Consider the following 22,503-nt stretch of genomic DNA (forward strand, 5'->3'; position numbering starts at 1 on the left):
GGCCGCCCGCAGGTGACGGACGTGGTGCCGTTCGGGGCCACTACCGAAGCCGAGCTTCTGGCCGTTGCCGCTGGCGTCGAGATGGGGTCAAGCCACCCGCTTGCCATCGCCATCCTGAACAAGGCCAAAGATGCAGGCGTGACCGCGCTGTCGTCGCAGGATGCAAAAGCGCTGATGGGCAAGGGGGTTGTCGCAACCGTGGGCGGCGTGCCTGCATGGGTCGCCTCTCCGCGTTACGCGATGGAGCATGGCGGGCTCGACGGTCTTGGTTTGCGGCAGGCGACGATCTTCGAAGAGGATGGCAAGACCGCGGTCGCCGTATTCCGCGAGAAGACCCCGCTTGGCCTGATCGCCATGCGGGACGAGCCGCGGGCGGACGCGAAGGACGCGGTGCGCCAGCTAACGGCCATGGGGGTGACTGCGGTGATCCTGACCGGAGACAACCCGCGCACGGCCGCCGCGATTGCCGGAAGCCTCGGGCTGAAGTTCGAAGCCGACATGATGCCCGAGGACAAGCTCGCCTACATCCGCGAGATCGGCACCAAAGGCGGCGTGATGATGATCGGCGACGGCATCAACGACGCGCCCGCGCTGAAGCAGGCAAGCGTTGGCGTGGCAATGGGATCGGGCACCGATGTGGCGCTGGAAACCGCCGATGCGGCGATCTTGCGCGACCGGGTGACCGACATTCCCGCCACGATCCGCCTGTCGCGCGCGGCAATGGCCAATATCCGCCAGAACGTGACCATCGCGCTTGGCCTGAAGGCAGTGTTCCTTGTGACCTCGGTATTCGGACTGACCGGCCTCTGGATTGCGATTCTCGCTGATACTGGTGCTACGGTGCTGGTGACGCTGAACGCTCTGCGCCTGCTGCGGTTCAACCCGGAACGCGAGGGCTGAGAGCATGTCCGAGGGCCATGATCACGGCGGCAATCTGGACTCTGGCAATGTTGGCCGGGTCAGGGTCGTCTTCTGGCTGACAGCCGGCTATGCGGTGGTGCAGGCGGTGGGCGGGTGGTTCTCGGGCTCGCTGGCCCTGATCGCCGACAGCGGACACATGGTGTCGGATGCGGCAGCGCTGCTTCTGGCGCTGATCGCCTACCGGGTCGCGGCCCGTGCGGCGGATGCCACGCGCACCTACGGCTTTCACCGCGTTCGTGTACTGGCGGCGCTGGCCAACGGGGCCTCGCTCCTGCTGCTGGTCGCCTGGATCGCCTTGGAGGCGGTCGGACGGATCGGCAGGCCGCTGGAAGTCCTTGCCGGACCGATGCTGGCGGTTGCCTGTGTCGGGCTTTTGGTCAACGTGACCGGGGCCTGGTATCTGTCGCGTGGCGACAAGCGCGACACCAACCTCAAAGGCGCTTTCCTGCATGTGGTGGGTGACCTTCTGGGCTCGGTCGGCGCGATTCTGGCCGCCATCGGCATCATGCTGACTGGTTGGATGATCCTTGACCCGCTCTTGTCGGTGCTGGTCGCAGCCCTTGTGGTGCGGTCGGCTTGGTCGCTGGTGTCGGATTCGCTTCGGGTGCTGTTGCAGGCGGTGCCACAGGGGCTGGACGCACGCGCCGCCGAGGCCGATCTGACCACCTTGCCGGGCATTGCCGAGGCGGGGCACTTCCACGCCTGGGTGCTGACCGACAATTCCACGGTCGCAACGGTGCATGTGACCGCAGCGCCCGGTGCCGACCCGCTGAGCCTGCCTGAACTTGTCGTGAAGCGACTTCACGACCTTTATGATATCGACCACGTAACGGTGCAGGTGGACCCGCCCGGACCCGGGATCGTTGCCCATGAAAGCTAACCCGAATCCAGCAGGAAGACCTTCGACACTCATGCCTGAACATCCCATGCAAATACCCGGACCAGAAGGATTACTGCGGCCCTGCTGTCACGACATCCGAAAGCCGTCTGCCCAAGGGCTGCGCACATGATCTCTGCTTTCGGCTGGGCCGCGCTTGCCCTTCTCTTCGGCTATCTGGCGCTATTCTTCTGGGGCAGCGCCCTTGCCGCACAAGCAGCCGGTCGGCGGGTCTGGTTGTTCGCGCGCGCCACGGGACGCGACCGACTGGCCGCCATGGGGTTCCGCGTGGCCTTTGCGATCGCCTTCTTCGGGCCGCTTCTCTGGCTCGCCGTGCCAACGTTACACAAGGTTGATCCGCTCTGGACCGAGGGGCGCGCCGTCCTCCTTGGCCTGATCGGGGTCTTTGTCGCGGGGCTTGGTGCGATGGTGGCCTTTGCCGCGCAGATGTCGATGGGATCATCCTGGCGCGTCGGCGTGGTGGACGGAGAAACCGGCGATCTTGTCTCGGGCGGGCTTTACCGCTTCAGCCGCAACCCTACCTTCGTCGGGCAGGCGGCCCTGCTTGCGGGGGTTGCCTTGGCGGTGCCCTCTGTCCTGACGGTCCTGGCCCCGATCCTGTTTCTCTGGTCCGCCAGCACGCAAGTCCGTTCTGAAGAGGTCGCCCTGCGCGCGGCCATCGGACAGGACTATGAGCAATATGAAGCATCGGTCCCGCGCTGGATCGGCATCAACCGCAAGGCTGCACGATGAATCGCACTATGCTGATTTCCCTGATCGCCGCCACAATGTTGGTGGACCAATTGACCAAAGCCGCGGCGCTGTCGCTGCTGTCGCAAGGGACTGCGGTGCCAGTCCTTCCGAACTTCAACCTCACCCTCGGATTCAATACTGGCGCGAGCTTTGGCATGATGGGTGAGATCATGGCGGGCAAGCCGCTTCTGATGGCGGCGCTGACCGGCGCGCTGACTGTCGTTTTCAGCGTCATGGCTTTTCGGGCGCAGCACTCGTTTGAACGGACCGGTTTTGGTTTGGTCGTGGGCGGGGCTCTAGGTAACATCATCGACAGGCTGCGGCAGGGAGCGGTGACCGATTTTCTTGATTTATATTGGCGTGATTGGCACTGGCCTACGTTCAACGTCGCCGATATTGCGATCACTCTGGGCGCGGTCCTGATCATTGCCGCCTCTTTCCCCCTTCGCCGCCGCAAGGAGCCGGTTCTTGACCAAAGCTGACCCGCAAGAACTGTCACGCGACGACCTTGCCCTGACCGCCGCCTTCCTGATCGCGCTGGCGGCCACGCTTGGCGCGCTCTTCATCGGAGAGGTGCTGGGCCAGATGCCTTGCACGCTGTGCTGGTATCAGCGCATCGCCATGTTTCCTCTGGTGCCGATACTTGGACTAACGCTCTTGCGTGGCGATGGCATGGCGCGCGCCTACGCCTTGCCGCTGGTCTTGTCCGGGTTGGCTCTGGCTGCCTGGCATTCGGGCCTTTACGCCGGCCTCTTGCCTGCGCCGATCGTGCCCTGCACCGAGAATGGCCCCTCCTGTACCGGCGAGGCGCAGTTGATCCTTGGCCTGCCGATCCCCTATCTTTCCGTGGTCGCCTTCGCAACGATCCTTGTCTGTCTCCTCTTGCCGAAAGGACAACGCCCATGAACCGCCGCACCCTTCTGATCGGGGCCTCAGCACTTGGCCTTGCTACCTTCGCGGGTGGCGCCTTTGTGCTGAACCAGCGCCGCGTCGCCGAGGCAGAGGCGGCCGCCGCGGCAACGCCAACCGAGGATCAGGCGCTTTTGGTCCGGGAGTACTCCCCGAGCTTTGGCCCCGCCGACGCGGAGGTCACACTTGTCGAGTTCTTCGATCCCTCCTGCGAGGCATGTCGCGCTTACCACCCTGTGGTGCAGGAAATCCGGCGGCAGTTTCCAACGCAGGTCCGCGTCGTGCTGCGCTACACCGTCTTCCATGAAGGCTCGGACGAGGCGGTGCGGATACTCGAGGCCGCCCGGATGCAGGACAAGTTCGAACCTGTCCTTGACGCGCTTCTGGAACAGCAGCCTGGTTGGGCCGTTCATGGCTCGCCCGAGATGGATGTCGCCTGGGAAATCGCTGGGTCTGCAGGTCTCAATCTGGAGAAGGCGGAGACCGACCAGTTCTTTCCGGGGATCACCGGCATCCTGAACCAGGACGCGGCCGATGTCGAAGCCCTGGGCATCCGCCAGACACCGACCTTCTTTTTGAATGGCAAGCGGTTGGAGAACTTCAGTGCCGACAGCCTGATCGCCGATGTGCGGTTCGCGGTCGAGAATTCCTGACAGCGCTCAGGACCGGTTGGCGAAGGAAGAAAACAGAGCAAGTGTCCGTTCGCTGACATGGTGCTCGATGCCTTCGGCATCGCGTTCCGCTGTCTCGGGGTCAAGGCCGAGGCTTATGAGAAAGCGCAGGACGATCTCGTGCCGCCGCCGGCATTCTTTGGCCAGTGCGCGGCCCGCCTCTGTCAGAAAGACCGACCGATACTTCGCGCGGGTGATCAGCCCCTCTCGCGCGAGACGATCGAGGGTCTTGCTCACGGTCGGCACCTTCACACCAAGCCGGGCGGCGATGTCCACCGGGCGCGCCTCGCCCTGATCGTGAATCAGTTCGGCGATCAGCTCGACATAGTCCTCGGCCAGTTCATTGCGCCGGGCTTCGCGGACACCCTGAAACGCCCCGGCGCGCAGGTCCGCGGGCCGGTCATCCGACGTGGCATAGGTTTCAGGATCGAACTCTGTCATCCGTTCAGTGTCGCATAGGATGGGTTGACAAGTAAAGGAGCGGCGCAGATTGTTAGCCTTGTCTAACTTTATGCGCCGCGTCTTGTCGGGCGTGATCAAGCCGGGAGTGCCAAGAGCCATGACGACCAATGCCTGGCGGCAGGAAAGCGAGACTCCCTCCCTATCCGAAGTCTTCCGCACCATCGCGGTCGGCAACGGTGGCACCAGCCGGTTCCGCCGGTTCCTCGCCTTCATTGGTCCCGGCTATCTGGTGGCCGTGGGCTACATGGACCCTGGCAACTGGGCGACCTCGCTCGCCGGTGGGGCGGCCTTTGGCTACACACTGCTCTTCGTCGCACTGCTATCGAACATCATGGCGATCCTGCTTCAGTCACTGTGCGCCCGGCTTGCGGTCGCCTCGGGCCGCGATCTGGCGCAGGCCTGCCGCGATGCCTTCCCGAAATGGATGTCGGTCCCACTCTGGATCTTTGCCGAACTGGCGATCATCGCAACCGACCTGGCCGAGGTGATCGGCACCGCCATCGGCCTGAATCTGCTCTTCGGCATTCCGCTGGAGATTGGAATCTTCATCACCGCTGCGGACGTGTTCCTGATCCTATGGTTGCAAAACAAGGGCTTTCGCTGGATCGAGGCGCTGATCATTTCCCTCATGGCGCTAATCGCCGCCTGTTTCGTCGTGCTGATCGCGCAGGCCGATCCGGTCTGGGGCGAGGTCATCGCAGGCTTTGCCCCAAGCCGCGAGATTTTCAACAACCCGACGATGCTTTACCTGGCGCTTGGCATTATCGGGGCGACGGTCATGCCGCATAACCTCTATTTGCATTCCGGCATCGTGCAGACCCGCGCCTTTGGCCTTGACCTGCCCTCGAAGCGCGAGGCGCTGCGGCTGGCGACATGGGACAGCACCATCGCCCTGATGTTCGCGTTGACGATAAATGCCTCGATCCTGATCCTTGCTGCCGCAGCCTTCTACACCGTGGGTCAAAACGATGTGGCCGAGATCGACAAGGCGCATCTGTTGCTGGAGCCCCTGCTCGGCTCGTCGCTCGCGCCGGTCCTGTTCGGCGTGGCGCTTTTGTGCGCTGGTCTGAACTCCACTGTCACCGCCACCATGGCCGGACAGATCGTGATGGAAGGTTTCATCAATCTGCGCATCGCCCCTTGGGCGCGGCGCCTGATCACACGTGGCCTTGCCATCATCCCGGCGATCTTCGTGATCCTGCTCTACGGCAGCGGTGGTGTGGGGGAGCTTTTGATCCTGAGTCAGGTCGTGCTGTCGTTCCAGCTTCCCTTCGCCATAGTGCCGTTGGTGATGTTCACCGCCAGCCGCGCCAAGATGGGGGAACTGGTCGCCCCCCGCTGGCTGACCGGCCTCTGCTGGCTGATTGCAGCCGTAATCATCGTGCTGAACGTGAACCTGCTTTCGACAGTGCTCTTGGGCTGACACTCAGCCGATCGTTCCCAAAACAGGAAAGGTTTCCAGCAGCCAGAATGCAATATCCGTAATCTGCCCGGTCATTACGGCGAAGCCCATAGCGATCATGACAAGGCCCGCTACCCGATGAAGCCAGAGACTTGCACGACCAAGACGCCTTATTCGTTCAGTCAGTTCATTGGTGAAAGCGGCTAGGAACAGGAACGGAACACCAAGACCGGCAGAATACACAGTCAAAAGGGCTACGCCATCTGTGCCCGAGGCAGCACTCACCGTCAAAATCGACCCCAGAACCGGCCCAATGCAAGGGGTCCAGCCGAAGGCAAAAGCAAGCCCAAGTAGATAGGCCCCGAGAGGATTTCCGCCTTTTGCATCAAAGGTGAAACGCGTGTCACGGAGCAGGATGCCCGGCCGTATAAGCCCGGTCATGACCAATCCAAACACTATGATTAGCGCACCGCCGACAATACCGAGCTCGTACTTCCATTGCAAAAGCAAGCCACCGAGAAGACTTGCACCTGCACCCAATGAGATAAAAACGGTCGAAAAGCCCATGACGAAGTACAGGCTCAAGAGCAGGCTATGCAGGCGAGTTCTCATCTGTGCCTTTTCGCGCGAACTTGGCCCCGGTTGCCCTGCTATGTAGGAAACATAGCCAGGAGCGAGCGGCAGTACGCACGGGGACAGGAATGACAGAGCCCCTCCCAAAAAGGCCGCGAGGACCCCGACGCCAGAAATTTCAAACATGGGCCCTGCTTTTTTTCGACAGATTGAAATATGTGCCATCGCCCGCCATTCGACGACATCAGCTCGAGAGTTCGCTAACACCTCAAGCAACTTGAGCTGCAAGCGAGTTCTCTTCTTCGTAGCTTGGGAACCAAAGGGGCTCTACTCGCAAAACATCATCCTGGCAAACATGGTTCGTCGAAAGATAACTGAAGAAATGGAAAATTCTGTGCCTGCTGCAACACCTGCCCATTTGCTCAGCCCCGAAGCGTTCACGGGAACGTGCAGAAACCGTCAGGCCGATGAAACGTAAGGCTATGGTTTGCGGCAAATCTTGATGCCGCCCGGCAAGAGCGGCAGGGTGAGCACAGATGCAATCTGCCTCCCCGTCTCCTGCTTCCGTGTGAGGTACTTTCCGATTGTATCTTGCTACAAAATTGAGTGAACCGCGCCGATAGCGCGCTGACAGCAGTTGAATCTCGAGCAGCTAGAAGTTGTACACGCGTCGTTAGGGTCTAGTGATCGCTTTGATCGAAGGAAAAACACAGACACGCGAGCTTCAGCATTCCATCGTCGAAACATGGGTTTCAAGCGCGATCTGAGATGTTGGGTGTCCCGACCAGGAGGACCTTTATGTTACGGAGATCTAATCACATTCTTGCTCTGATTGGCTGTTGTATGTTTCTTACCGCCTGTTCCGTTCCGGCCAGTCGGTCAGTCGACAAAGAATCCGGTTTTTTCAAGGAGCTACCAGAAGGGGTCGCAGCGCTTGCTGCGCCCTACCAGAACCTTCAGGAAGTGGTCTTGATGCCAGAAGACGGCTGTTACTGGTACCGGCACATTGGTCCGGTCGAGACGACAATGCTGCCGCTGCGAACTGTGGCGGGTCGCCCGATATGTACCCAAGCTGCAATCAAATCCAGCGCAGCGGGCTAAGCCCATTGCATGCGATGCAACTAAACGCTGCTACGTGTGCATATCCAGATCAACGCACTTTCGTTGGTGCTTGTGACCAGGGATGTCTGTCACGCTGTCGTCACCCTGTTGCCCTCTTCAGCTGGGTAAAGGTGCGCTGTCACGCCAGTTTGCACCTGATCGTACAGATCGTTTATGTGCGGCATGACCATACGTACGCAGCCTGAACTTGCGCGGCTGCCAATCGACCGTGGAAGCGGGGTTCCATGAATGCGCAGATACGTATCCCGGTCGCCCAGATAAAGGTAGAGCGCGCGCGATCCCAGAGCATTGTCTGGACCTGGTGCCATTCCATTGGCGAATTGTGCGTAAATCTCTGGCTCTCTTGCGATCATCGCTGGGGTCGGCGTCCAGCCGGGCCACTTCGCTTTGCGCCTGATCGAGTAGGTTCCCGGTTCGTAAAGTCCGTCACGGCCGATGGCGACACCGTAGCGCATGGCCGACCCGCCCGGCTGAATATGGTACAAATACCGGGCGATCGCATCTACATGGATGTCACCAGGAACCAGCCCCGCGCGCGCTTTGACGCGAGTCGGCAACAGCCGCGGATGAACTCCCCAAGGGTTGGTTGTAGCAGGATCATACCCCATCGGTGTAACCTCGGCATCCCAAGCGGCCCATTGGTCTTGATTATGCGAGCCTGCCAGGGCTGGAGACGAAACCAGCGCGACAGTTCCGGCCAAAAATCCCCGTCGATTAAGCATCGTCTCGCCTTTCATAGGATAGTTTCTTCCCAACGCTTCAAAAGGGTTTAGACCTAGGCCGATCGATTTCTGGATCTGAAGTCCAGTCAAGACCTCGTTACATCGGCGAAGTTACAAAAAACTGAGGTGCTTTTCCGTTGCGGTTGCATCGCCGCATCTTAACGTTCAGCGACTGAAGAGATCCGCTGTCATGCAAGCAGAGCAGACCTTGGGCGGCCGGACGCGACACAGACGCTTGCTGTGCAATCCGACCGATACGATCTTCTTGTCAGATCAGCAGGACTTGAGTGCCGACTTGCGCCATGTCGTAAAGTTCGATGACATGCTCATTATACAACCCGATGCAGCCATTCGATGATCTGCGTCCGATCTTTCGCGTGTCGTGCGTGCCGTGGATCAAGTAGGCCGGCCAGGAGAGATACAGTCCCCGGACACCCAGTGGGTTGTCCTTCGCTCCACCCTCCACCATCTTCGGCCAGTCTGGGTTGCGCTCGAGCATGGATGCCGTCGGACGCCACGGCGGGTTCACCGCCTTGCGGACAATCTCGGTCCTCCCGAGCCGGGTCAGTTCCTCGGACAGAGGGACGGACGAGGGATAAAGGCGGTAGATTAACTGATCCTCTGACCAATAATGCAGTGCGCGTGACTTGGTGTCCGCCAGAATTGCACCACCACGAGTATTCTCAAAATAGTCCTGCCACAGAGGCATCCGGAAGCTGGACACGTTGTTCCGGACGCTGCTGGAGACGGGAGCTTGAAACTCCGTGCTGCCTTCCTGCGCCCAAGCTGGCAGGGCTGCAAAACTGGCCATCCCGATTGCGCTGCCCAGCAAGGCCCGCCGCTTCATCAAGTCGTTGGCCATGGAACACTCCCTCCTGCGCGGTTGCAAAAGTGGACATATCGTTCGCTCGTGGAAGAGACAAATCAAACAGCCGTTAGCAATCGGCACTCGTGGCGAGGAGCCATACCATTCTTTCTCCCCTCAACCGCACGCCAGGTTGTGAGGCGGCCTGCAAGCGACGCAGATGTCCAGCCGACACTTGGTAGGCTTGTATTGAGCGAGACAATCCTTCCATAGTTTCAAGCGTTTGTCGAAAATCGATCGCTTTCCCACCAACCTGACAATGCTGTGATCTCCCAATAGATGCATTGCACCTCAAGCTACTAGAGCAGTTAGCCGTCACCCCTGAGTTAGAGGCGGTGGCCCGATTGTTCCTTCCAGACGCACACCAGTTTTCCTGCAGGGAGCGTATCCAAAGCTGGGCCAGTTTGGGGGCCGCCGTCGCTGCGGGTGCCCTCTTTGTCTTGGCTCTGCAGCCATACTCGATGCTGCCGCTTGCGTTGATCGCGTTTGCTCTGCTGGCAGTGTTGGTGCGTGGCGCATCCGTTTTCTTCGCGTTCGTGCTGGGATACTTCTTCGGCCTTGGTCAATTCGTGCCCGGGCTGTTCTGGATCACCGAAAGTTTTCAGGTCGAGGCGGACCGGTTCGGCTGGCTGGCTTTGCCGGCAGTGTTTGGTCTTTCCGCGCTTTTGTCGGTCTTTCCTGCCCTAGCCTGCGCTCTGGCGGCACGGATGGAACGCGCCGGATTGCCGTTGGCGCTCGCAATGGCAACAAGCTGGACCGCCACGGAGTGGTTGCGGGGGCATGTTCTCACCGGGTTTCCCTGGAACCTGGCTGCCTACACACTGTCCGACTGGCCGGTCGCCGCGCAGGCCTCCTCTGTCGTCGGAAGCTACGGGCTGGGATTCCTTCTGGTGCTCTGCGCCGCACTTGCCGGACTGGCCTTTGTCTCGGCCGACAACGGGAAGCGCCTCGGCCGCCTCGTCACTGCGGGCGCAATCGCCTTGTCGACGGCCGGATTTGGTGCAGTGCGTTTGCTGCTCGCCGATGTGCCGTTAGAACGTGGCGCGCAGGTCCGTGTTGTTCAGCCGAACATCGCTCAAAGTGCCAAGTGGGATGATGCCGCACGAAACGCAAACATCCTGAAACTCATCGCACTTTCGGCCCAGCCCGGCGACTTCGACATCCTGCTCTGGCCAGAAACCGCTTGGCCAGGGTTCCTGGCAGAGGATGCGGGCGCAAGGGCGATGTTGGGCTGGCTCTTGCCCGAAACCGGCGTCTTGCTGACAGGCAGCCCGGAAAGGGAGGAAACCGGGGCCGGAACAGTCTACCGCAATGCCGTGCTTGCTATCTCTCCCGACGGTACCATTCTGACGCGCTATGCCAAACATCATCTCGTTCCGTTCGGTGAGTACATTCCGTGGCGCAACCTTTTGCCCCTCCAGCGTCTGGTTCAATCCCTCGGAGACTTCACGCCGGGGCCAGGGCCCCGGACATTGGCGTTCGGTCCACACCCTTATGCGGGGATCGCAATCTGCTACGAGATCATTTTTCCCGGACATGTCGTCGATAATGCAATCAGACCGGACTGGATCTTTAACGCGACAAACGACGCCTGGTTCGGTGCCTCGATCGGACCATGGCAGCACTTGGCATCGGCCCAGATGCGGGCCGTTGAAGAGGGCCTTCCACTCGTGCGGGCCGCCAACACCGGAATTTCGGCGGTGGTTGATGCTTATGGGGCAACACTGGCAATGCTCGATATCGACACTTCAGGCGTGATCGACATCCGCTTGCCCCGTCCATTGCCTGCAACCATCTACGCCCGCATCGGAGACTGGGCGCTTCTCATTCTCATCCTCACTTCATGGATGATCAGTGGCTACTGGGCCCGGCGGCAACAGGCAAACCTGAAAGGTGCATCGAAATGATCGGGCCGCTCTTCGCAATCATCGGGTTCGTCTGGGGTTACCTCGTTGCACGGCGGCGCGGCGGAAAGACTCTCGACCGCCTGCAGTACGGCGTAGGCTTCGCCATCGCCTTTGGGCTGTTTGGCACCCTTCTCGGCATCGCCCTCGCCAGGTTTCTTGGGACGGCGTGATCGGCGAAACCTTGCCGGTCCTAAAGTCCTCACCGCTTTGTCGGTTGAACCTCTAGTTGCTCGAGGTTCTAGACGGCACTCTGTTCTCATTGTCTGGGCTGTTCATGCGTCTTCGTTCTCTTCAGATCATCCTTTGGATTTCAGCGACTGCGGCGGTCGTCGCGTTCTCGGCGATGCGGTGGTGGCCCGCAACGGACGACAGCGCGGCAGCAGCTTCAGCCTTCAATCCTGCCTTCGCGCTTGCGGACAGCCAAGGCAGCATTCGCACGGCTGCCGAATTCCGAGGAAAGTTCCTGTTGGTGTTCTTCGGCTTCACAAGCTGCCCGGATGTCTGTCCGACGACGCTCGCCGAAGTCGCGCAGGTCATGGATGATCTTGGATCTGACGCAGGATCGGTGCAGCCTATTTTCATTTCGATCGATCCCGAACGCGACATGCGTCTGGGGCTGGCCGACTACACCAAGGCCTTTCATCCAGCGATCCTCGGTCTGGCCGGAAGCGAGGCGGAAACACAGTCTGCGGCCGCAAGCTTCAAGATTTTCTACGAGCGGGAGGCCGACACCTCGTCGCCGGATGGGTACACAATGGCGCACAGTCCTGGCCTCTACCTGATCGGTCCGGATGGCGCGTGGCTACGTCAATTCACCTACGGCACACCTGCGGCCGACATCCTTTCTGACCTTCAAGCGAGATTCTGACCCATGAAACACTTCCTTCTTGCCGCAGCTCTGATCCTGTCCGCGCCTGCCGTCATGGCATGCGAGACCGTGACCATCGGTGATCTGACCATTGAACACGCATGGTCGAAGGCAACGATCGGCGCGGGGCGTCCCGGCGTTTTCTATGTGGAGATCACCAACGCTGGATCTGTGGACGATGCCCTGATTGGCATCGCGACTCCCGCAGCCGGCATGCCGATGTTGCACGAGACCGTCGTCAAGGATGGCATCGCATCAATGCCGCATGCGATGTCGATCCCGGTACCGGCCGACCAGAACGTGCAGCTTTCGCCTGGGGGATACCATGGCATGCTGATGGGACTGACCACCGCCCTCAAGGAGGGCGCCAGCTTCCCGGTTACCCTGTCCTTCGAAAAGGCCGGTGAGGTTACCGTGAACGTCGACGTCCTGTCCTTGCGTGCGGAGGGTCCGGATTGCGCCGACGCAGTGCAATAATCCTCAGTGCTGGAGGGGCAGTCGGAGCCGTCGCCTTCATGCTGGGCGTCGGGGCCTATCGCACGCGCAAGCAGCCAACCCGCAGCGACCTCCTGCCCGTGCCAATCGGCGAGATGACCTGGACATTGACCGATCACCTTGGCCGATCCGTCCGACCCGCAGACTGGGCCGGTCGCCCGGTCATGGTGTTCTTTGGCTTCACCTGGTGCCCGGATGTCTGTCCAACCACGCTAAGCGACATATCTCTCTGGCTCGAAGAACTAGGCGCTGACGCCGATCGCATGATTGTCGCGTTGATTTCGGTCGATCCGGAACGGGACACGCCAGACGTCCTTGCCGACTACGTCAGCAACTTTGATCAACGTATCCTGGGGCTGACGGGATCTGCTGATGAGGTCGCGCAGGCCGCCGCAGATTTTCGCGCAACCTATCGCCGCGTCGCCAAGGATGCCGGTGACTACACGATGGACCATACCGCCGGTGTGTTTCTGTTCCACCCCGATGGGCGCTTCGTCAGCATCATCGACTTTCACGAGGACCGGCGCTTCGCCGTTCCCAAAATCCGCCGAACCCTCAGTTGAAAGGTCATTCTGCCAGATGATCCGCTCCGCATTTTTGATCCTTGCTCTCGCGTCATTCGCCCCGCTCCAGGCAGTGGCGGATCCTCCGACGGCGCATTTGCCAGCGGCATTCGAAGCCACGATCGCCCCCGGTGACACTTTGGACAGCGTCCTTGGTCACGCAGGAATCCCCGCGACGATCCGGGCAGAAGCCGCACTGGCACTTTCGGGAGTCTATGACCTGACCGACCTGCGACCTGGTCACCGGATCGAATGGACTGCGGCGTCCGGGGATCCAGGATCGCTGACACGCCTGTCGCTCTTCGTGGAAGATGGTGTGGAGATCGCTCTCACCTTCGACGGGCTGATCGCGGCCCGACGGCTTGACCCACCGATTCGTGAGACGGACCGGCGGGAGACCTTGACCCTCGATGGAACCCTTTACGACGCCTTGATGGCGCGAAATGCACCGGAACGCTTTGCGGTTGACCTCACGGCACTTCTTGCAGGCCAGGTCGATTTCAGGCGCGACCTCAAAGGTGGAGAGACCTTCGCGCTGGTCTGGCAAGAAGATCAGCTTCCCGATGGCAGCATCGCGGGAGAGCCGCGCCTGAGTTACGCTCGGCTGGAACTTCGCGATCGCGTCCTCGAACTCGTTGCGACCGAAGCCGCCGGCCCGGTCATCGTCTTTGAAGATGGCGAAGCCGTGCAGCGTTCAGCGGCACCCATCCTTGGTGCACGTCTGTCGTCCGTCTTTGGGCGACGGAACCATCCCGTGTTGGGTGGGGTTCGCATGCATACCGGCATCGATTACGCGGCACCCGTGGGGACCGAAGTCTCGGCGACCGGTGCCGGGCGGGTGATCTTTGCGGGCACGATCCGTGGCTATGGCACCACGATCGACATCGATCACGGCGGTGGGGTCGTCACGCGCTATGCACATCTTTCCAAAATTGCCGAAGGCGTTCGCGAGGGGACGCGTGTCAAGGCTGGAGACGAGATTGGCGCGGTCGGGGCGACAGGTCTCGTGAGCGGCCCCAACCTTCACTACGAAGTCCGTGTCGACGGCAGACCGGTCGACCCTAAGGACCAGGACGCCTTGCCGGAACAGGAGATCGCTTCGGCAGATGATCTCAATGCGCTCGCCACTTGGCGCAGCGAAACTGGCTTCATCCCATTGACAGACGGAGAACGTGGATGACGGAATTTCGTATCGGCCGCCGCGAGGTCATCCTTGCAGCAACAGCCTTTGCCGTAACCCCTGCCGCCAAAGCTCAGGCAGAGGAAGAACCGCCAATCCATGTCGTCAAGGGGCGTGGCTGCGAGTGCTGTGAAGCATGGGTCGACTATCTGCGGGAGCAAGGCTTCACGGTTACGGATGAGGTGTCGATGGGAACGTTGCTGATCCGCTTCAAGATGGACCAGGGCATTCCAGCAAAGGCATTTTCCTGCCACACGGGGACCGTTGACGGCTATGCTCTCGAAGGCCATGTCCCGGCTGCGGACATCCGAAGGCTGCTCGACGAGCGTCCTGATGCAGTTGGTCTTGCCGTGCCCGGCATGCCTTACGGCTCCCCCGGCATGGGATCAGAAGACAGTCGGGACGCCTATGACGTCCTGCTGGTTGGCCGGGATGGCAGCCTGGAAGTTTTTACTAGCTATCCAGCAGCGTGACATGAACGATGACCGGGTCGGCGCAGCCTGTGTGCCTTTTGTTGTCTATAAAGCAAATGGCTTGCATTCACGTTCTTTTGACTAACCGGAGATTTGGCATCGGGGGCATATGATCGTCGCATGCGAATGATGTTGCTCCTCTTTTGGCTGTTCACGGTTTGCGTTAGTTTTCCTAGCGCTGCGTTCGAATGCAAGTCGGGAGATGAAGTCTGGAGTATTGGCGACTTAGAGCTTGGCTGCATTAGTGCTGGGTGCGCAGAGACAAGCAGTCATGGTGTTTGCCACTGGATCACCGAACCATCTGCTGTGGTGTGCTCTCATATTCCCAAATGTAATGGGTCAACCTTTGTGCTGGTGCCGGAACGAAGGCCAAGCCTAACCTATTCGCCAAGGTTACCTCCGCCGCGAAGCTGGTTCTGACGGATACAGCACCATTCCCAGTCGGTTCTCGGAGGCCATATGTTCACCAGACGATCTGCCATCGGCTGCACCACAGCAGCTTTTTTGACGACACCAAGCATCTTGCGCGCGCACACTAAAGACACGTTCGTTCTGCCTGAGCAGTTCCAGCCGAAGGAAGTCCGAGTGCGCGAGCAGTACGCGGCGGGAATGATCCTCGTCATACCCCACCAGTTCTACCTCTACCATATTTTCGAGACCGAAAGAGCGATCCGCTATGGTGTCGGAGTCGGGCGGGCAGGTCTGGAATTCAAGGGAACCGCAATTATCGAGCGTAAAGCGAAGTGGCCGTCATGGCGTCCGACAAATGACATGATACGTCGAGACCCGGACCGCTACGCGAAGTTTGCGGATGGCGTTCCCGGTGGACCGACCAATCCCCTCGGCGCGAGGGCACTGTATCTGTATCAAAATGGGGTGGACACCTATTATCGGATCCACGGCACCACCGAGCCGTCGTCAATCGGAAAATCGGTATCAAACGGCTGTATCAGAATGCTGAATGATCACGTTATTCAACTTTACGAACAGGTCCCGAAGGGAACTCCGGTTCTTGTTCTGTGATTTCGTATGCGCCGGGCATCTGTAGAGGTGCACGCGCTTCTGGTCTGCTGCTTATCAGATTGCTAGAACTAAGTGGGGCGGCCTCACTTTACCGCCGCCCGTTCACTCCCTAGACCGCGCAGCCGCGACGGCTTCAGTCAATTGATCTCGCTCAACGAAACCGGGAATGAGCTGATCGCCAATTACAAAAGCCGGTGTTCCGTTGAAGCCGAGCGCCTCGGCCAGCCTCATCGATGTTGCAATGTGTTCCTCGACCTCAGGGGACTTCATGTCAATCTGCAGCTTTTCGACATCCAAGCCAGTTTCCCCAGCGATGCGAAGGATTGTTTCGGCTTCAAGCCTGCCGCGCATGGTCATGAGCGCTTCATGAAACTCGGCATATTTTCCCTGCACTCGTGATGCCAAGGCGGCTCGGGCGGCAAAAGCTGACCCTTCGCTAAGGATTGGCCACTCACGAAGCACAAGACGAACGCTCTTGTCCGCTTCCAAAAGGGCATCAATCTCCGGCGCAGCTTGCTTGCAGTACGGGCAGTTGTAGTCGAAAAACTCGACCACAGTGACATCGCCATCGGGGTTCCCTAAAACCGGCGCGTTTGAATCCTGCTCCAGGGTGCTGCGTTCTGCTGATAGCGCGCTTAGGGCTGCTTTGGCTTCAGCTTCGGCCTGGCGTTGCTCAAGGGCCTGCAAGGCTTCCAAGACAAGCTTTGGGTTTTCTCTGAGAGCCTCAGCAACCAGTTCTTTTACCCTGTCTTCGGATAGCTCTTGGGCACCAACTTGGCTGCCCATAAGGAAGCCGGAAACCAGGACAATGGACGTGACTGCTCGAAGCATGGATATTCCTGATGTAAGGCTGCGTATTCGACTGGCACGATGCAACCTCCAGCTACTAGAGATGCAAGGGATATTTGTTCTGCCAGGCAAGAAAACCGGGCACGTCGCGCCTTCTTAGTCCGCTGCGGACCCCATTTGATCGCGATGCATGGTATGCACACCTCGGATTGGACACCGCGCCGGCAAAAACCGCTTCAACATCGAGGAGCGGGGCGCATCTGCTGGACTAATCACAAATGACTCTGTGGTCCATCGTGTTGCCAGTTGTGTCTCGGTGACCTCGATCATAGGGTATTTCTGATCGAGATAGATGCCAGACGACGCTTTGGCCTTGTCGAACAGGACGGCCTCGAGCGCTCGGATGCGATCACTGCGAACTGGACACTAGCACACATGGTATCTATCGGGACACGACGCGTTTTCTTGCTGGGCACTGTCGCAGTTCTGCTATCCGCTTGCGCAGGAAAATTTCGAACTTACGACGGGCCACCGGTCACGCGATTGCGGATTTACAAGTCCCAGCGGCTGCTTTTTCTCGATGGCGAAACGGGTCCATTGAAGGCATATCCGATCGGCCTTGGATTTGCACCGAAAGGGCACAAGCAGTTTGAAGGTGATGGAAAGACGCCCGAGGGTAGCTACGTCATCGACAGGCGGAACCCAGATAGTCTCTATCACTTGTCCATAGGCATTTCCTATCCAAATGATGCAGACGCTTCCTTTGCAGCCGAACAGGGGCGCCCTCCCGGAGGCGATATCTTCATTCACGGCGGCCCCCGACGCGGAATAGAGCCTCTCAATGTCCAAGACTGGACTGCGGGCTGTATCGCCGTAAGCGACCGGAAAATCGAAGAGATATACTCGATGGTTCGAGATGGCACGCCTATCGAGATTTTCCCTTAGAAAATTGTTGGAGCTTTTCAGGCGATAACTCGGCTTTCTTGGGCTGATTGCGTGCGGTAGATTCGCCAATACGGAGACACAGCGTGCAGCATCTACTGTTGTTTGAGTTCTAAAGGCTGATCGGGGAGCGCAACCTCTCCGACAGCCCGATAGCGCAAATTCCTCTGTCAAACAGCCTTTGGCCAGCGGCGGTGGAGGTCGTCGATGACTATCGAGTGTGCGTGTTGCTGCCCGTGTTCGGCCAAATGTGGGTGATCCATTGGCAACTCAGAATGATCATGGGGCAGAATGGTCTGGTCGCTCGCGGGCCATAGGCGCAGCACGGCTGCAAGGCCCGCTGCGCCTATCACCGCCAGCGTGATCGCCGCAGCGGAAAGCCCCGCATTGGCCCCGATCCAGCCTGCAAGGGGGTAGGTGACCAGCCAGCAGGCATGCGACAGCGCGAACTGCGCGGCAAAGACGGCGGGTCTGTCTTCTGGGCGGGCGGAACGGTTCAGGATGCGCCCGATGGGGGTTTGCGTCAGGGAAAACCCAAAGCCGATCACCGCCCACAACGCCATCAGTGCGACCAGCCCCGGCATCAGCGGTGTCACCGCCACGCCCGCCACCATCAGCCCGGCCCCACCCAGCATCACCGGGCGGTCCGCCAGACGGTCCAGCAGACGCGGCAGCAGGAAGGCCGCCACCATCGACCCCGTGCCAAAGGCGGCAAAGGCCAGCGCCACCTGCGATCCGCCCAGACCAAACCGGGCCTGCACCAGAACAACCGTGTTCACGTAGATCATTGCGCCTGCCGCCGCGACCGCCAGTTCCATGACCATCAGCCCCCGCAGGCGCGGCGTGGCCAGATAGATGCGGATGCCCTTGGTCGTGCTGGCCCAGAACTGCCCTGCCTCTGCAGGTGCGCGCATCGGCAAGGCAACCGTGACTACCAGCAGCGCGGACAGCACAAATCCCGCGACTGTGCCCCCGAACAGCACTGGAAAGCTGACCACCGTCAGCAGGGCAGCGGCCAGAATTGGCGAAAGCAACTGCTCCAGATCCTCGGTCAGTCGCATCAGGGACAGAGCGTTGGTGTAAACGCGCTCGTCTGGCAGCACGTCGGGGATGGTGGCCTGAAACGCCGGGGTGAACCCGGCCGAAGCCGCTTGCAGCACAAAGATCAGGACGTAGACCTGCCAGACCTCGGTAACAAACGGCAGGAACAGCACGACGCCTGCACGGGCCAGGTCCAGAGCCACCAGAAACGCCCGGCGCGGCAGCCGTTCGGCCAATGCGGCGGCGACAGGGGCCAGAGTGACATACGCAATCATCTTGATTGCCAGCGCCGTGCCGAGCACTAGCCCGGCATCCGCCCCAGCGAGTTGCCAGGCCAGAAGGCCAAGCGCCACAGTGGCAAGCCCCGTGCCGACCAGCGCCACAAGCTGTGCTGCGAACAGGTGTCGGAAAGTGCGGTTGCGCAGCGTGTTCAGCATCTTACAGCAGCTTGGTCAGTGCTTTGATCTCGGCCAGATCGTGATCGCCCCCGGCCGTGACGCAGTGGTCAATGTGGTCGTGGATCAGCGCCCGCTTTGCTTCGGCCACCGCGCGTTCAACGGCGTGAAGCTGCGTGGCAAGTTCGACGCAAGGCCGCCCCTCCTCGATCATGCCGATGACGCGGCGCAGATGCCCCTCGGCGCGCTTCAGCCGGGTGGCGATGGCGGTGTGACTTGCATGGACATGAGGTTCTGACATATATCGAGCCTATCCCCCCTAGGGGGATGAGGCAAGCAAGGAACAGGGGAGTGCATCCCCGAAGGATAAGGCAATGAAAAGGCGCTTGGCAGGATGGGGCAGGCTTTGGTCGTTGTGTGCGGCCATTGTGATGGCGCTATCCCTTGCCGCAGCGCCCGCCATCGAGGCCGTAAAGCATGGCCCCGGCGCAATGGTGGCCGAGGCCGATCACCGCGCCTATCATACCGAGCACGGCCATTCCCATGACATGCCAAGCGGCCACCACGATTCTGGCGACCATGACCATGTCAGCGCGGCTGTTCTCGCGTCACCTGGGGCCGCGTTCCATGCCCCACCGACGCGCACCCTTCGACCGGAAGGCATGGTCGCAGATGGCACGATCCGGGAGGGCCCGCGACGGCCGCCGCGCCTGATGATCATCTGAGCCGCCGCCTGCGTCAGCGGGCGGTCAGACCGATTCATCAATCAGGATCTACGATATGACACCCAATTCCCAGGCGCTTCTGCGTCCCCCTGTGCCGTGGCCAGCCCTTGCTGCGCTCTGTACCCTTCTTGCCTCCCTGCTTCTGGCAGGCGCGGCCCTTGCCCATAACGTCACCGAAGGCGACGCAGGCTATGTGCAAGAGGTGACGGGCTTTCGCCCCATCGCCTTCATCTACCTCGGCGCCAAGCATATGGTGACGGGTTACGATCACCTCCTGTTCCTCGCGGGGGTGGTGTTCTTCCTTTACCGGTCGAAGGACATCGCCACCTATGTCAGCATCTTTGCCATCGGCCATTCGGTCACGATGATCGCGGGTGTCTGGTGGTCCATCTCGATCAACGCCTACATCATCGACGCGATCATCGCGTTTTCGGTGGTTTACAAGGCGCTCGACAACCTCGGCGCGTTCCGGCTGTGGTTTGGGGTGCAGCCGGATACCAAGGCCGCGACGCTGATCTTTGGCCTGCTGCATGGCTTTGGTCTGGCGACCAAAATCCAGAGCTATGAAATCTCGCCCGATGGCCTTCTGGGCAACCTCATCGCGTTCAACGTTGGTGTCGAGCTTGGCCAGTTGATGGCGCTGGCCCTGATCCTGACCGCGATGACGCACTGGCGGGCCCGGCCTGCATTTGCCCGGCAGGCTTATGCCGCGAATGTCCTGATGATGGTGGCTGGCTTTGCCCTGATGGGCTTGCAGATCACCGGCTATTTTGTCGCCTGAAAGGAGGGCTGACCCATGACCAACCGTTTTGATACCCCGAAGGCCCCCCCGCGGGCGGAACCCCGGACCCTGGCAACAAACGTCCAGTCGGTGCCCGCCACCCCCGGCGGCCTGATCCGGTCCACCCTGATCGCGGCAGGGGCGTCCGGGGCGATCCTCGTGCTTTTCTGGCTGCCCGCCGAGTATGGCATCGACCCGACCGGCGTCGGTGCGCTGACCGGCCTGACCGAGATGGGCGAGATCAAGCAACAGCTCTCCGCCGAGGCAGAGGCCGATGCACAGGCGGCCGTCGCTTCGGCCGTGGCCCCCGCAATCCCGACTGCCGCCTTGGTGCCGGAGGAGGTCCTGCAACGCCTTGACAGGATCGATGCCCAGCTTGCCGCCCTTGCCACAGTGATCGGTGCCCCCGTCGGCACAGCGGAGCCGGCTCCTGCGCCCGAACCTGCACCTGAGCCCGCGCCGGTCGCCGAAAGCCCCGTCGTCGTGACCCCCGACCCCATTGAAGCGGCGGTAGCTGAGGCTACCGAAGCCGCCCCTGCGGCCCCGGAGTGGCGCGACGAAGTCAGCTACACTCTTGCCCCCGGCGAGGGGATCGAGGTGAAGCTTGTGATGGAGGAAGGCCAAGTCGCCCGCTTCGCCTGGACCACGAACGGCGGTGTCGTCAACTACGACACCCATGCCGACGGCGGCGGACAGAGCATCAGCTACGAACAAGGCCGCGCCGTTCCGGAACAGGCAGGCGAACTGGTGGCAGCCTTCACCGGCAACCACGGCTGGTTCTGGCGCAACAGGACCGATGCGCCGGTCACGCTGACTTTGCGGACAGCAGGCCAATATGCCGAGATGCGCGCACCCTGAACTCCACTGCCGAAGGGTGCAACAAGTTGGAGCGCGCGTTTTACATCCTTAGGGACACATGCGGCAGCCACTCCTGCAAGTTGTCCGTTTGCATCAGGGAAAAGTTCAAAACGCTGCGCGGCACCGGCAACGAGAAGGATTGCGTTGCCGCTCCATCCTTCTGCCGAAACCGGCTGGTCCGCACCGTCATAAAGAAACACAACGGCATTGGGCGGATCGTTGGCGACCAGTTCCGCGTGCCACACACCTGCATCGACTTTCCAACTGCCATTGAGACCAGGACGCGGCTCATGGGCGAAGGCTGCAAGTGCTGCGACAGAAGCCAAGGCAGACATGCCAAGGCGTAAAGACATTCTGGACAGGTTCATTTTGTATCGATTTGTTGCAGTGGCTTTTCTTTATCTAATGACATCCTGGAGCTGATCGACGGCTCCCCGACCATTCCAGTCGAACGGCCCCTGAAGGCGACCAATTTCGTTCCCTCGGTTGTCGACCAGCAGCGTTGTCGGCAGTCCAATGAAGGCGAAGGCGAGTTGAACTCTTAACGGCTCCGCCCAGAAGAGCGGCAGATGCCGAATGCCGACTTCTTTGTAGAATTCGCGTCCACGGGTGATCCCGCCTTCGTCGATGTTCAAAGGCAGAACCATGAAACGATCGCCGCCCAAGGCTTCTTCCAACTGGTCAAGCGCCGGCATCTCCTCGCGGCAAGGTGGGCACCATGTCGCCCAGATGCTGAGAAGTACGACCCGCCCGATGAAGTCGTCCAGATTGCGCGTGGTTCCCGCCTCGTCGAGGATCGGCGGCGAGAGAAGTGGCTGCGGGTCCGTTCCTAGGCGGAACGGCGGGCGCGCCAACGCTGGCATCGAAATGAACGGCGTTGCAAGTCCACCAAGAATAGCTCGACGTCCGATGCAGTCAGACATGGCATGTCCCCTGAGAGATAGGTCCGGACCTGCGGCGCGGCCGCAGGTCCTGCGAGTTTCACGCGGAAACCGCAAACTCCGTCATCATGCCCGTCGAAAGGTGGGGCATGTGGTGACAATGGAGCATCCAGCGCGCGGCTTCACCTGCGTCCAACGCAACCGTCACCATGCCCATCGGCGGCACATGCACGGTGTCGCGTACCGCACCTGCAAAACGCGCACCGCCTGTGCTGACCACCTGAAACGCGTGACCGTGCAAGTGC

The 22,503-nt window shown here is 60.5% G+C and carries 28 protein-coding genes; 19 read left to right on the forward strand and 9 right to left on the reverse strand.

What is annotated here, in order from left to right; all coding sequences use genetic code 11:
• The 6 genes from Q8M85_RS00900 to Q8M85_RS00925 all read left to right on the forward strand — a co-directional run.
• On the forward strand, positions 1-900 hold a 900-nt coding region (locus tag Q8M85_RS00900), incomplete at its 5' end, for an HAD-IC family P-type ATPase (protein ID WP_305539141.1).
• Positions 901-904: 4 nt separating this feature from the next.
• Positions 905-1,801, forward strand: coding sequence for a cation diffusion facilitator family transporter (locus tag Q8M85_RS00905; RefSeq protein WP_305539143.1), 897 nt, complete (start codon positions 905-907; stop codon positions 1,799-1,801).
• 126 nt (positions 1,802-1,927) lie between these two features.
• Positions 1,928-2,551, forward strand: a complete 624-nt coding sequence (locus Q8M85_RS00910) for an isoprenylcysteine carboxylmethyltransferase family protein (protein WP_305539145.1) — start codon at positions 1,928-1,930, stop codon at positions 2,549-2,551.
• Between the two features lie 8 nt (positions 2,552-2,559).
• A complete protein-coding gene (gene lspA / locus Q8M85_RS00915) occupies positions 2,560-3,033 on the forward strand; it encodes a signal peptidase II (RefSeq protein ID WP_305539147.1) in 474 nt (157 codons plus the stop codon).
• Complete coding sequence (locus Q8M85_RS00920; RefSeq protein WP_371135160.1) at positions 3,020-3,457, forward strand: disulfide bond formation protein B; 438 nt, start codon at positions 3,020-3,022, stop codon at positions 3,455-3,457. The genes lspA and Q8M85_RS00920 overlap by 14 nt, the downstream gene beginning before the upstream one ends.
• The gene (locus Q8M85_RS00925; RefSeq protein WP_305539149.1) at positions 3,454-4,113 is read left to right on the forward strand and encodes a thioredoxin domain-containing protein; all 660 of its coding nucleotides are present in this window, start codon (positions 3,454-3,456) and stop codon (positions 4,111-4,113) included. Before Q8M85_RS00920 ends, Q8M85_RS00925 begins: the two co-directional genes overlap by 4 nt.
• Positions 4,114-4,119: 6 nt before the next feature.
• On the opposite strand, the gene mntR is transcribed toward Q8M85_RS00925, so the two are convergent.
• Entirely contained in the window at positions 4,120-4,572 is a 453-nt protein-coding gene (mntR, locus tag Q8M85_RS00930) for a manganese-binding transcriptional regulator MntR (protein ID WP_305539184.1), read from the reverse strand.
• A gap of 118 nt (positions 4,573-4,690) precedes the next feature.
• Here mntR and Q8M85_RS00935 point away from each other — a divergent pair, with 118 nt between their 5' ends.
• Positions 4,691-6,016: an Nramp family divalent metal transporter gene (locus Q8M85_RS00935; protein ID WP_108437558.1), complete on the forward strand. Its 1,326-nt coding sequence runs from the start codon at positions 4,691-4,693 to the stop codon at positions 6,014-6,016.
• 3 nt (positions 6,017-6,019) lie between these two features.
• Here the strand turns inward: Q8M85_RS00935 and Q8M85_RS00940 are convergent, their stop codons facing one another.
• The 3 genes from Q8M85_RS00940 to Q8M85_RS00955 form a co-directional block, all read right to left on the reverse strand.
• Positions 6,020-6,754 (reverse strand): cytochrome c biogenesis CcdA family protein, encoded by a 735-nt coding sequence (locus Q8M85_RS00940; protein ID WP_305539186.1) that lies wholly within the window; start codon positions 6,752-6,754, stop codon positions 6,020-6,022.
• Positions 6,755-7,758: 1,004 nt separating this feature from the next.
• Positions 7,759-8,412 (reverse strand): L,D-transpeptidase, encoded by a 654-nt coding sequence (locus Q8M85_RS00950; RefSeq protein WP_305539188.1) that lies wholly within the window; start codon positions 8,410-8,412, stop codon positions 7,759-7,761.
• A gap of 268 nt (positions 8,413-8,680) precedes the next feature.
• Positions 8,681-9,274, reverse strand: coding sequence for a L,D-transpeptidase (locus Q8M85_RS00955; RefSeq protein ID WP_371135161.1), 594 nt, complete (start codon positions 9,272-9,274; stop codon positions 8,681-8,683).
• Between the two features lie 338 nt (positions 9,275-9,612).
• On the opposite strand from Q8M85_RS00955, the gene lnt reads away from it, so the two are divergent.
• From lnt to Q8M85_RS00995, 8 genes are all read left to right on the forward strand, one after another.
• Positions 9,613-11,184, forward strand: a complete 1,572-nt coding sequence (lnt, locus tag Q8M85_RS00960) for an apolipoprotein N-acyltransferase (RefSeq protein ID WP_305539152.1) — start codon at positions 9,613-9,615, stop codon at positions 11,182-11,184.
• Positions 11,181-11,354, forward strand: coding sequence for a hypothetical protein (locus tag Q8M85_RS00965; protein ID WP_305539153.1), 174 nt, complete (start codon positions 11,181-11,183; stop codon positions 11,352-11,354). The genes lnt and Q8M85_RS00965 overlap by 4 nt, the downstream gene beginning before the upstream one ends.
• A 104-nt stretch (positions 11,355-11,458) precedes the next feature.
• Positions 11,459-12,052 carry an SCO family protein gene (locus tag Q8M85_RS00970; RefSeq protein ID WP_305539155.1) on the forward strand — a complete coding sequence of 198 codons (594 nt, stop codon included), beginning with the start codon at positions 11,459-11,461 and terminating at the stop codon, positions 12,050-12,052.
• A 3-nt stretch (positions 12,053-12,055) separates the two neighbouring features.
• Positions 12,056-12,529 carry a copper chaperone PCu(A)C gene (locus Q8M85_RS00975; protein WP_305539157.1) on the forward strand — a complete coding sequence of 158 codons (474 nt, stop codon included), beginning with the start codon at positions 12,056-12,058 and terminating at the stop codon, positions 12,527-12,529.
• 38 nt (positions 12,530-12,567) lie between these two features.
• The gene (locus tag Q8M85_RS00980; RefSeq protein WP_371135162.1) at positions 12,568-13,110 is read left to right on the forward strand and encodes an SCO family protein; all 543 of its coding nucleotides are present in this window, start codon (positions 12,568-12,570) and stop codon (positions 13,108-13,110) included.
• Positions 13,111-13,126: 16 nt separating this feature from the next.
• Complete coding sequence (locus Q8M85_RS00985; protein WP_305539161.1) at positions 13,127-14,290, forward strand: M23 family metallopeptidase; 1,164 nt, start codon at positions 13,127-13,129, stop codon at positions 14,288-14,290.
• The gene (locus tag Q8M85_RS00990) at positions 14,287-14,763 is read left to right on the forward strand and encodes a DUF411 domain-containing protein (protein WP_305539164.1); all 477 of its coding nucleotides are present in this window, start codon (positions 14,287-14,289) and stop codon (positions 14,761-14,763) included. Before Q8M85_RS00985 ends, Q8M85_RS00990 begins: the two co-directional genes overlap by 4 nt.
• A gap of 459 nt (positions 14,764-15,222) precedes the next feature.
• Positions 15,223-15,786, forward strand: coding sequence for a L,D-transpeptidase (locus Q8M85_RS00995; RefSeq protein ID WP_305539166.1), 564 nt, complete (start codon positions 15,223-15,225; stop codon positions 15,784-15,786).
• A gap of 102 nt (positions 15,787-15,888) precedes the next feature.
• Here Q8M85_RS00995 and Q8M85_RS01000 read toward each other — a convergent pair whose 3' ends face one another.
• Complete coding sequence (locus Q8M85_RS01000) at positions 15,889-16,617, reverse strand: DsbA family protein (RefSeq protein ID WP_371135163.1); 729 nt, start codon at positions 16,615-16,617, stop codon at positions 15,889-15,891.
• Positions 16,618-17,010: 393 nt separating this feature from the next.
• On the opposite strand from Q8M85_RS01000, the gene Q8M85_RS01005 reads away from it, so the two are divergent.
• Positions 17,011-17,520 carry a murein L,D-transpeptidase family protein gene (locus tag Q8M85_RS01005; RefSeq protein ID WP_305539194.1) on the forward strand — a complete coding sequence of 170 codons (510 nt, stop codon included), beginning with the start codon at positions 17,011-17,013 and terminating at the stop codon, positions 17,518-17,520.
• Between the two features lie 167 nt (positions 17,521-17,687).
• Here the strand turns inward: Q8M85_RS01005 and Q8M85_RS01010 are convergent, their stop codons facing one another.
• Together Q8M85_RS01010 and Q8M85_RS01015 are read right to left on the reverse strand one after the other, a co-directional pair.
• Positions 17,688-18,995 carry an MFS transporter gene (locus Q8M85_RS01010; protein ID WP_305539168.1) on the reverse strand — a complete coding sequence of 436 codons (1,308 nt, stop codon included), beginning with the start codon at positions 18,993-18,995 and terminating at the stop codon, positions 17,688-17,690.
• A gap of 1 nt (position 18,996) precedes the next feature.
• Positions 18,997-19,254, reverse strand: a complete 258-nt coding sequence (locus Q8M85_RS01015; RefSeq protein WP_305539170.1) for a metal-sensing transcriptional repressor — start codon at positions 19,252-19,254, stop codon at positions 18,997-18,999.
• A gap of 73 nt (positions 19,255-19,327) precedes the next feature.
• Between Q8M85_RS01015 and Q8M85_RS01020 the strand changes: the two genes are divergently transcribed.
• Genes Q8M85_RS01020 through Q8M85_RS01030 form a run of 3 tightly spaced genes read left to right on the forward strand, consistent with a single transcriptional unit; the run spans position 19,328 to position 21,317 of the window.
• A complete protein-coding gene (locus Q8M85_RS01020) occupies positions 19,328-19,678 on the forward strand; it encodes a hypothetical protein (RefSeq protein WP_305539172.1) in 351 nt (116 codons plus the stop codon).
• A 55-nt stretch (positions 19,679-19,733) separates the two neighbouring features.
• Entirely contained in the window at positions 19,734-20,459 is a 726-nt protein-coding gene (locus tag Q8M85_RS01025) for a HupE/UreJ family protein (protein WP_305539174.1), read from the forward strand.
• A gap of 15 nt (positions 20,460-20,474) precedes the next feature.
• On the forward strand, positions 20,475-21,317 hold the full coding sequence (locus Q8M85_RS01030; RefSeq protein WP_305539176.1) for a hypothetical protein: 843 nt from the start codon (positions 20,475-20,477) through the stop codon (positions 21,315-21,317).
• A gap of 398 nt (positions 21,318-21,715) precedes the next feature.
• On the opposite strand, the gene Q8M85_RS01035 is transcribed toward Q8M85_RS01030, so the two are convergent.
• Positions 21,716-22,240 carry a TlpA disulfide reductase family protein gene (locus tag Q8M85_RS01035; protein WP_305539178.1) on the reverse strand — a complete coding sequence of 175 codons (525 nt, stop codon included), beginning with the start codon at positions 22,238-22,240 and terminating at the stop codon, positions 21,716-21,718.
• A gap of 58 nt (positions 22,241-22,298) precedes the next feature.
• A partial coding sequence (locus Q8M85_RS01040) for a multicopper oxidase domain-containing protein (protein ID WP_305539180.1) occupies positions 22,299-22,503 on the reverse strand: 205 nt, incomplete at its 5' end.

It is taken from the genome of Tabrizicola sp. (genome assembly GCF_030694085.1).
In the GTDB taxonomy this organism is placed as follows: Bacteria; Pseudomonadota; Alphaproteobacteria; order Rhodobacterales; family Rhodobacteraceae; genus Tabrizicola.

Bases quoted from the DNA above. Each gene is read 5' to 3' on its own strand.
- Q8M85_RS00905 (WP_305539143.1), top strand. From the start codon at position 905: ATGTCCGAGGGCCATGATCACGGCGGCAATCTGGACTCTGGCAATGTT.
- Q8M85_RS00910 (WP_305539145.1), top strand. From the start codon at position 1,928: ATGATCTCTGCTTTCGGCTGGGCCGCGCTTGCCCTTCTCTTCGGCTAT.
- lspA (WP_305539147.1), top strand. From the start codon at position 2,560: ATGCTGATTTCCCTGATCGCCGCCACAATGTTGGTGGACCAATTGACC.
- Q8M85_RS00925 (WP_305539149.1), top strand. From the start codon at position 3,454: ATGAACCGCCGCACCCTTCTGATCGGGGCCTCAGCACTTGGCCTTGCT.
- mntR (WP_305539184.1), bottom strand. From the start codon at position 4,572: ATGACAGAGTTCGATCCTGAAACCTATGCCACGTCGGATGACCGGCCC.
- Q8M85_RS00935 (WP_108437558.1), top strand. From the start codon at position 4,691: ATGACGACCAATGCCTGGCGGCAGGAAAGCGAGACTCCCTCCCTATCC.
- Q8M85_RS00940 (WP_305539186.1), bottom strand. From the start codon at position 6,754: ATGTTTGAAATTTCTGGCGTCGGGGTCCTCGCGGCCTTTTTGGGAGGG.
- Q8M85_RS00950 (WP_305539188.1), bottom strand. From the start codon at position 8,412: ATGCTTAATCGACGGGGATTTTTGGCCGGAACTGTCGCGCTGGTTTCG.
- Q8M85_RS00955 (WP_371135161.1), bottom strand. From the start codon at position 9,274: ATGGCCAACGACTTGATGAAGCGGCGGGCCTTGCTGGGCAGCGCAATC.
- Q8M85_RS00965 (WP_305539153.1), top strand. From the start codon at position 11,181: ATGATCGGGCCGCTCTTCGCAATCATCGGGTTCGTCTGGGGTTACCTC.
- Q8M85_RS00970 (WP_305539155.1), top strand. From the start codon at position 11,459: ATGCGTCTTCGTTCTCTTCAGATCATCCTTTGGATTTCAGCGACTGCG.
- Q8M85_RS00975 (WP_305539157.1), top strand. From the start codon at position 12,056: ATGAAACACTTCCTTCTTGCCGCAGCTCTGATCCTGTCCGCGCCTGCC.
- Q8M85_RS00980 (WP_371135162.1), top strand. From the start codon at position 12,568: ATGCTGGGCGTCGGGGCCTATCGCACGCGCAAGCAGCCAACCCGCAGC.
- Q8M85_RS00985 (WP_305539161.1), top strand. From the start codon at position 13,127: ATGATCCGCTCCGCATTTTTGATCCTTGCTCTCGCGTCATTCGCCCCG.
- Q8M85_RS00990 (WP_305539164.1), top strand. From the start codon at position 14,287: ATGACGGAATTTCGTATCGGCCGCCGCGAGGTCATCCTTGCAGCAACA.
- Q8M85_RS00995 (WP_305539166.1), top strand. From the start codon at position 15,223: ATGTTCACCAGACGATCTGCCATCGGCTGCACCACAGCAGCTTTTTTG.
- Q8M85_RS01000 (WP_371135163.1), bottom strand. From the start codon at position 16,617: ATGCTTCGAGCAGTCACGTCCATTGTCCTGGTTTCCGGCTTCCTTATG.
- Q8M85_RS01005 (WP_305539194.1), top strand. From the start codon at position 17,011: ATGGTATCTATCGGGACACGACGCGTTTTCTTGCTGGGCACTGTCGCA.
- Q8M85_RS01010 (WP_305539168.1), bottom strand. From the start codon at position 18,995: ATGCTGAACACGCTGCGCAACCGCACTTTCCGACACCTGTTCGCAGCA.
- Q8M85_RS01015 (WP_305539170.1), bottom strand. From the start codon at position 19,254: ATGTCAGAACCTCATGTCCATGCAAGTCACACCGCCATCGCCACCCGG.
- Q8M85_RS01020 (WP_305539172.1), top strand. From the start codon at position 19,328: ATGAAAAGGCGCTTGGCAGGATGGGGCAGGCTTTGGTCGTTGTGTGCG.
- Q8M85_RS01025 (WP_305539174.1), top strand. From the start codon at position 19,734: ATGACACCCAATTCCCAGGCGCTTCTGCGTCCCCCTGTGCCGTGGCCA.
- Q8M85_RS01030 (WP_305539176.1), top strand. From the start codon at position 20,475: ATGACCAACCGTTTTGATACCCCGAAGGCCCCCCCGCGGGCGGAACCC.
- Q8M85_RS01035 (WP_305539178.1), bottom strand. From the start codon at position 22,240: ATGTCTGACTGCATCGGACGTCGAGCTATTCTTGGTGGACTTGCAACG.